Origin of the sequence: Roseibium sp. (genome assembly GCF_050301095.1) — a bacterium.
In the GTDB taxonomy this organism is placed as follows: Bacteria; Pseudomonadota; Alphaproteobacteria; order Rhizobiales; family Stappiaceae; genus Roseibium.
This window is the reverse complement of record NZ_JBNKYW010000271.1, coordinates 1-6,879: the sequence shown is the minus strand read 5'-3', so window position 1 is coordinate 6,879 and position 6,879 is coordinate 1. Positions and strand designations below refer to the sequence as shown.

At 61.0% G+C, this 6,879-nt stretch carries 6 protein-coding genes and 1 pseudogene; 6 read left to right on the top strand and 1 reads right to left on the bottom strand.

The genetic code is table 11. The features are described 5' to 3' along the window. From ACQY7U_RS23830 to ACQY7U_RS23805, 6 genes and pseudogenes are all read left to right on the top strand, one after another. Nucleotides 1–187, top strand: a pseudogene (locus tag ACQY7U_RS23830) (branched-chain amino acid ABC transporter permease LivH); the annotation flags it as partial. After that, nucleotides 187–1,509 carry a high-affinity branched-chain amino acid ABC transporter permease LivM gene (gene livM, locus ACQY7U_RS23825; protein ID WP_428650328.1) on the top strand — a complete coding sequence of 441 codons (1,323 nt, stop codon included), beginning with the start codon at nt 187–189 and terminating at the stop codon, nt 1,507–1,509. The pseudogene ACQY7U_RS23830 and the gene livM, both read left to right, overlap by 1 nt. Continuing rightward, nucleotides 1,506–2,351 (top strand): ABC transporter ATP-binding protein, encoded by an 846-nt coding sequence (locus ACQY7U_RS23820; protein ID WP_428650325.1) that lies wholly within the window; start codon nt 1,506–1,508, stop codon nt 2,349–2,351. Before livM ends, ACQY7U_RS23820 begins: the two co-directional genes overlap by 4 nt. Then, complete coding sequence (locus tag ACQY7U_RS23815) at nt 2,348–3,079, top strand: ABC transporter ATP-binding protein (RefSeq protein ID WP_428650322.1); 732 nt, start codon at nt 2,348–2,350, stop codon at nt 3,077–3,079. Before ACQY7U_RS23820 ends, ACQY7U_RS23815 begins: the two co-directional genes overlap by 4 nt. Nucleotides 3,080–3,088: 9 nt before the next feature. Further along, nucleotides 3,089–3,451: a DUF6867 family protein gene (locus tag ACQY7U_RS23810; protein WP_428650319.1), complete on the top strand. Its 363-nt coding sequence runs from the start codon at nt 3,089–3,091 to the stop codon at nt 3,449–3,451. A 153-nt stretch (nt 3,452–3,604) separates the two neighbouring features. Beyond that, on the top strand, nt 3,605–4,705 hold the full coding sequence (locus ACQY7U_RS23805) for a branched-chain amino acid ABC transporter substrate-binding protein (RefSeq protein WP_428650316.1): 1,101 nt from the start codon (nt 3,605–3,607) through the stop codon (nt 4,703–4,705). A 187-nt stretch (nt 4,706–4,892) separates the two neighbouring features. Here ACQY7U_RS23805 and ACQY7U_RS23800 read toward each other — a convergent pair. Continuing rightward, nucleotides 4,893–6,879: Ig-like domain-containing protein (locus ACQY7U_RS23800; RefSeq protein ID WP_428650314.1), on the bottom strand; the 1,987-nt coding region annotated here is incomplete at its 5' end.

Here is a 6,879-nt window from a genome sequence, read left to right as displayed (position 1 = left end):
GCTCGGCGGCATCGGCTCGCTGCCCGGCGCCATGCTCGGCGGGCTGCTGATCGGCCTGATCGAAGTGTTCTGGTCCGGATATTTCTCGGTCGAATACAAGGACGTCGCCGCGTTCTCGATCCTGGTCATCGTGCTGATCTTCATGCCGTCCGGATTGCTGGGCAAACCCGAAGTCGAGAAAGTCTGATGAACGCCGCTCCGAAAACCGGCCTGATGGCCGAATCCGTCAAGGACGCGGCGATGGCCGCACTTCTTGCCGCAGTGCTGGGCTTTTTCTTCTTCGCGCTGCGCACCGACATCGGCACGGGTGGGCTCGATCTCACCTACCGCTGGGGCCTGTGGTTCATCGCCATCGCCATCGTCTTCGGCGTCCGGCTGCTCTTGAACCTGTTCATCTTCAAGGCCGCGAAGCCGGTGACCAGCGGCGTCAAGATTTCGATCCCTCCGGCACTGACGACGGTTGTCGGCCGTTTCCTCGGGCCGGTTCTGCTGATCATCGCCCTTACCCTGCCGTTCATCGTGATGGCGGTGTATCCGGATCGCGACCGGCAGTTCATCGACCTTGCGATCCTGATCATGACCTACGTCATGCTCGGCTGGGGTCTGAACATCGTGGTCGGCCTGGCCGGTCTTCTCGACCTGGGTTACGTGGCGTTCTATGCCGTCGGCGCCTATTCGTTTGCACTGCTGGCGCAGTATTTCGACATCGGCTTCTGGATGGCGCTGCCGCTGGCAGGCCTGCTGGCGGCGACCTGGGGCATCATCCTCGGGTTCCCGGTGCTGTGGCTGAGGGGAGACTACCTCGCCATCGTGACGCTGGCCTTCGGGGAAATCATCAGGGTGGTCCTGCTCAACTGGTACGACTTCACCGGCGGCCCGGACGGTATCTCCGGCATACCGCGCCCGAGCTTCTTCGGCATCGAGTTCACGCGGGGCGAAGGCGGTTTTGCGGATGTCTTCGGGCTGGACTACAGCTCCATCCACCGGATTATCTTCCTCTACTATCTCATCCTTATCATGGCCCTGGCCACCAACTTCGTGACCATGCGCCTGAGGAAACTGCCTGTCGGAAGAGCCTGGGAAGCCTTGCGCGAGGATGAAATCGCCTGCCGGTCGCTCGGCATCAACACGACCAATACCAAGCTGACGGCTTTCGCCCTCGGTGCGATGTTCGGCGGCTTTGCCGGATCGTTCTTCGCAACCCGTCAGGGGTTCATTTCTCCGGAAAGCTTCACTTTCATCGAATCCGCCGTGGTTCTGGCGATCGTGGTTCTGGGTGGTCTGGGCAGCCAGATCGGCGTCGTCATCGCTGCAGTCGTGATGATCGGCGGCTTTGAATTCTTCCGCGAGCTGGAAGAATACCGCATGCTGGTCTTCGGCCTGGTCATGGTGGTCATCATGGTCTGGAAACCGAGGGGACTTGTGTCCACCCGGGTGCCGTCCATCACGCTCAGCGGCAAGAAAGGCAAGGGCATCAGTGCCGATCTCGTACAGGAGGGCCACGGATGAAACCCTGGGATAACAACCCCGTCCTGACGATCGAACATGTGACGATGCGCTTTGGCGGCCTCGTCGCGATCGATGACCTGTCCTTCAACGTGGGGCGCGGCGACATCACCGCGCTGATCGGGCCGAACGGCGCCGGCAAGACCACTGTCTTCAACTGTGTCACAGGCTTCTACAAGCCGACCGAGGGCCGGATTGTCATGCACCGCTCCGGGGGGGAAAAGTTTCTCCTCGAACGCATGCCGGATTTCAGGATCTCGGCCAGGGCCAAGGTTGCCAGAACCTTCCAGAACATCCGCCTGTTCGGCGGCATGACCCTTCTGGAAAACCTGATGGTGGCCCAGCACAATCCGCTCATGCTGGCCTCCGGCTATTCCGTGGCCGGGATCTTCGGACTGGCGGCTTTCCGCAAAGCGGAACGCGGGGCGGTCGACAAGGCGCGCTACTGGCTCGACAGGATCGGCCTGATCGACCGGGCAGACGCACCGGCCGCCGATCTGCCCTATGGCGATCAGCGCCGGCTGGAAATCGCCCGCGCGATGTGCTCCGGTCCGGAACTGCTCTGCCTCGATGAGCCGGCTGCCGGTCTGAACCCCAAGGAAAGCGCCGAGTTGAATGCCCTCCTCCAGTATATCCGGAAGGAGCATGATACTTCGGTCCTGCTGATTGAACACGACATGAGCGTTGTGATGGAAATTTCGGACCACGTGGTGGTGCTCGACTACGGCGAGAAGATTTCCGACGGAACCGCCGCGGAAGTGAAAGACGATCCGAAAGTGATCGCGGCCTATCTGGGCGTTCCGGACGAAGAGGTTGCGGCCGTGGAAGCGGAGGTCGAGCTGTGACATCCTCAAATCATCTCCTCGAAGTCAGGAATGTCGAAACCCACTACGGCAAGATCATCGCCCTGCGCGGTGTCGACCTCACCGTGGACAATGGCGAGATCGTTTCGCTGATCGGCGCCAACGGCGCTGGAAAATCGACCCTGATGATGACCATCTGCGGCACGCCCCAGGCAAGTTCCGGCGAGGTTATCTATGACGGCGAAGACATCACCCGGATGCCGACCCACGAGATCATGCGCAAGTCGATTGCCCAGTCTCCGGAAGGACGCCGGATTTTCCCGCGCATGAGCGTCATGGAAAACCTCGTCATGGGTGCGGAAATGGCAAAGAACGAGGACCTGGAGGGAAGCCTTCAGCGAGCGTTCGACCTGTTCCCGCGCCTGAAGGAGCGCAAGAACCAGCGGGGCGGAACCCTGTCGGGCGGTGAGCAGCAGATGCTGGCGATCGCCCGGGCGCTCATGTCGAAGCCGCGCCTGCTGCTTCTGGACGAGCCGTCCCTGGGCCTCGCACCGATCATCGTGAAGCAGATTTTCGATGCGATCCGGGATCTCAACCAGAGCGACGGGCTGACCGTGTTCCTGGTGGAGCAGAACGCCTATCATGCCTTGAAACTGGCGCACCGGGGGTATGTGATGGTGAACGGAAAGATCACCATGTCCGGAACCGGCAAGGAACTTCTCACACGCGAGGATGTGCAGGCAGCATATCTCGAAGGCGGAAGACATTAGGAGCGCGCCATGGGTATTCTCTATCAAACTGGTCTCGGCGTTTTCCTGGTCCTGCTGTGCGGGATCGGCGGCGGAGCAGCCTGGATGACAGGGCGCGGCTGCGCCAACACCTGGCGCCCCCTTCCGGTCCTGCTCTGGTTCCTGTTTCTGCTGACGCTGGCGGTCCGCTTTCTGACCTTTTCCCTCTTTGAAGGGTCGCTTTTGTCAGTGCACTACCTGATTGTGGATTATCTGGTTATGCTGGCATTCGGTCTCGCGGGCTGGCGGTATACGCGTACTAACCAGATGACAACGCAGTATGTTTGGCTTTATGAAAAAACCAGCCCTTTCACGTGGAGGTTGCGTGAAGGGCAAACGGATCAATACGCTTGAGAGCGTGAGAATTCCAGCGGTGTTGGTGAACACCGATGGGGAACCGGCCGGCTTCGAACGAAAAACAAGAACAATCGTTCGTGGTTCGGCCAAACCGGAAGCGGATGCTTCTTTCAACAGTGGTCCAGAAAACTGGAACCAGGGGAGTTGATGATGAAAAAATATCTTTTGGCGAGCGTGGCAGCTGTGGCCGGTGTGGCAATGTCCACGGCCGCATTTGCGGATATCGTGATTGCGACAGCAGGTCCGATGACCGGTCAGTACGCCTCTTTCGGCGCGCAGATGAAAGCTGGTGCAGAGCAGGCCGTGGCCGATATCAACGCCGCCGGCGGTGTCAATGGCGAACAGCTGGTTCTGGAAGTCGGCGATGACGCCTGCGATCCGAAACAGGCCGTCGCCGTTGCGAACCAGATGGTCGGCAAGGGCGTCGTCTTCATGGCGGGTCACTTCTGCTCCGGTTCGTCGATCCCGGCGTCCGCCGTCTATGCGGAAGAAGGTATCGTCCAGATTTCTCCGGCCTCCACGAACCCGAAGTTCACTGACGAGCGTCCGGGACCGGGCGTCTACCGCGTCTGCGGCCGTGACGACCAGCAGGGCCAGGTTGCCGGCACCTACCTTGCCGAGGAATTCGGTGACAAGAACATCGCCGTCATCCACGACAAGACCGCATACGGCAAGGGCCTCGCGGACGCCACCAAGGCCGTCATGAACAGCCTGGGCAAGAACGAAACGCTTTATGAAGCCTACACCGCTGGTGAAAAGGACTACACGGCGCTTGTGTCCAAGCTGAAGCAGGACAACATCGGCGTCCTCTACGTCGGCGGCTATCACACCGAAGCCGGCCTCATCAAGCGTCAGATGGTCGACCAGGGCATGGACACCCTTCTGGTTTCCGGCGATGCGCTCGTGACCGACGAATACTGGTCGATCACCGGTCCGGCCGGTGAAGGCACCCTGATGACCTTCTCTCCGGATCCGCGCAAGAACCCGGTTGCCGCTCCGGTGGTGAAGGCTCTTGAGGATGCAGGCAAGACCGCTGAAGGTTATGCGCTCTACACCTACGCCGCCATCCAGGCTTGGGCTGACGCTGCCAAGGCCGCCGGTTCCACGGACTACGACGAAGTCGTCACTGCACTGAACGGTGGTAACTTCTCGACCGTTCTCGGCGACCTGTCATTCGACGACAAGGGCGACGTCACTCTGCCGGGCTATGTCTGGTACGAGTGGAAAGACGGCAAGTACGACTACAAATAAGCCTGCCTCGCGTTTGCGCGAAACCAGGACTTTCAGACCCCGTCCGGCGAAAGCCGGGCGGGGTTTTGTCTTGCTTGGCAGGTTTCCGGAACGGATTGTGAAAGGGGCAGGCAGGAAAGCCCTCAGATAATAAGCCGAAGAGGCGCGGCCGTTGCGCGCCTCTCCGATTGGGCCGGATGTCTGTCGGTCAGAAGATCAGGGTGAGATCGTCGACGATGACGCCACCGGTTGCTGTGATGGTCACCTGATCGACGTGATCGAAGATTCCGTCGGGCAACGGTGCGACGGTTTCCTTGTTGTCCCGGATGCGGAAACTGTAACTGTCGATCTCCACGCCGTCTTCGAAGCCATGGACTGTGACGGTGACGTTCTTGCCGTCGACGGCGGTGAAGACCGCCTGGTCGAAGTCAAAGCTGCTGCCGTCCCCGCTGTAGAAGGTCAGGCTGTCGCCGACACTCTGCCCGGCATATGATCCGGAAGCCACGCCCATGGACTGGTTCGTGGCAACCGTGTTCAGGAACACGAAGCCGTCCTCCTGATCGAATGCCATGCCGGCGCCGCCGGCTTCGAACCCGATGACATGGGCCGTCGGTGCAGGCGGTGGCGTTCCCGAACCGCTGATGTTGATGACGGCCGTTGCCGTGTCCGTGCCGCCGTTCCCGTCGGAAACTTCGTAGGTGAAGCTGTCGGTGGCGCCGTCCCCGTCATAGAGGCCGGCAAACGCCCCGTTAGGGTCGTAGGTGAAGGTGCCATCCGCAGCAAAGGTGACGATGGCACCGGACGCCAGCGTGACCGGCCCTCCGGTCTGGCCGGCGACGGAAGTGACCGTCAGCGCATCATTGTCCGGATCGCTGTCGTTGGTCAGCAGGTTGTCGCTGAACGAAGTGCCCTCGACCGTCGAGAAGCTGTCGTCCACGGCGGTCGGAGCGGAATTGCCGCCCGGCAGAACGTTCGAATGGGCGACAAGGTCGATGTTGTCGACCAGGAAGTCGCCATTGGCGGAAACGACGATCTTGTCGACACTGTCGAAGGACGTGTCGAACGTGACATTGCTGGTACTGTTGCTGCGGGTATTGACTGAAGTGGACCCTACGAGCACTCCGTCGTCATAGGCTTCGATCCGGATACGGACGCGGCCGCTAACCGCCTGCAGAAGCAGGCTGTCCAGATCGAAGTCCTGGCCATTCGTCAGGATCGTGAAGCCTGAGGAAAGCCCGGACAGGGAACCGGACAATGGATCGGTTGCCGTGGTTTCAAGGCCCGAGAACTCAAGGTCTCCCACCCCGGGATAGGGGCCCGTCGCCATACCTTCGAAGTCGATTGTGACCGACTCGCTGGTAACCGGCGGCGAATACCCGTCGATCGTCAGCGAAACGGTGGCGGTGTCGAAGCCGCCCTTGCCGTCGGAAACCTGGTAGGTGAAGCTGTCGGTCGCCGTCTGCCCGCTTTCCAGATAATCGAAGGCGCCGTTCGTATTGTAGTCGAATGTGCCGTCAGCGTTGACGGTCAGTCTGGCGCCGGACGCCAGCGTGATTTCCGAGCCGACATTGGCTGTGGTGCCCTCGACCTGGGTAACGGTCAGGGTGTCGCCGTCGGCGTCGCTATCGTTTGCAAGGAGCGTGTCGGAAACCGTCCCGTTCTCGGCGAGGCTGAAATTGTCATCCGCGGCGACCGGAGCCGTGTTGTCGGTCACGCCGTTGATGGTGATGGTCACGGTTGCAGGGGAGGAGCTGCCCGTGCCGTCGGTGGCGGTGTAGGTGAAGCTTTCGGTGGCGGTTTCACCTGCCTGCAGCGCGTCGAAGGCGCCGTTCTGGTCGTAGGCGAAGGTTCCGTCCGCATTCACGGTCAGAAGAGCGCCTGAGGCGAGCACGATCTGGCTGCCGACATTGGCGGACGAGCCGTTCACGGAGCCGACGGAAAGAGCGTCACCATTCGCGTCCGTGTCGTTCACCAGCAGGTTCGCGCCCGACAGGACCGCATCTTCGTCAACCGAGAAGCCGTCGGCTGCAGCGACAGGCGCGGAATTGTCGGTCACGCCGTTGATGGTGATGGTCACGGTTGCAGGGGACGAGCTGCCCGTGCCGTCGGTGGCGGTATAGGTGAAGCTTTCGGTGGCGGTTTCACCTGCCTGCAGCGCGTCGAAGGCGCCGTTCTGGTCGTAGGCGAAGGTTCCG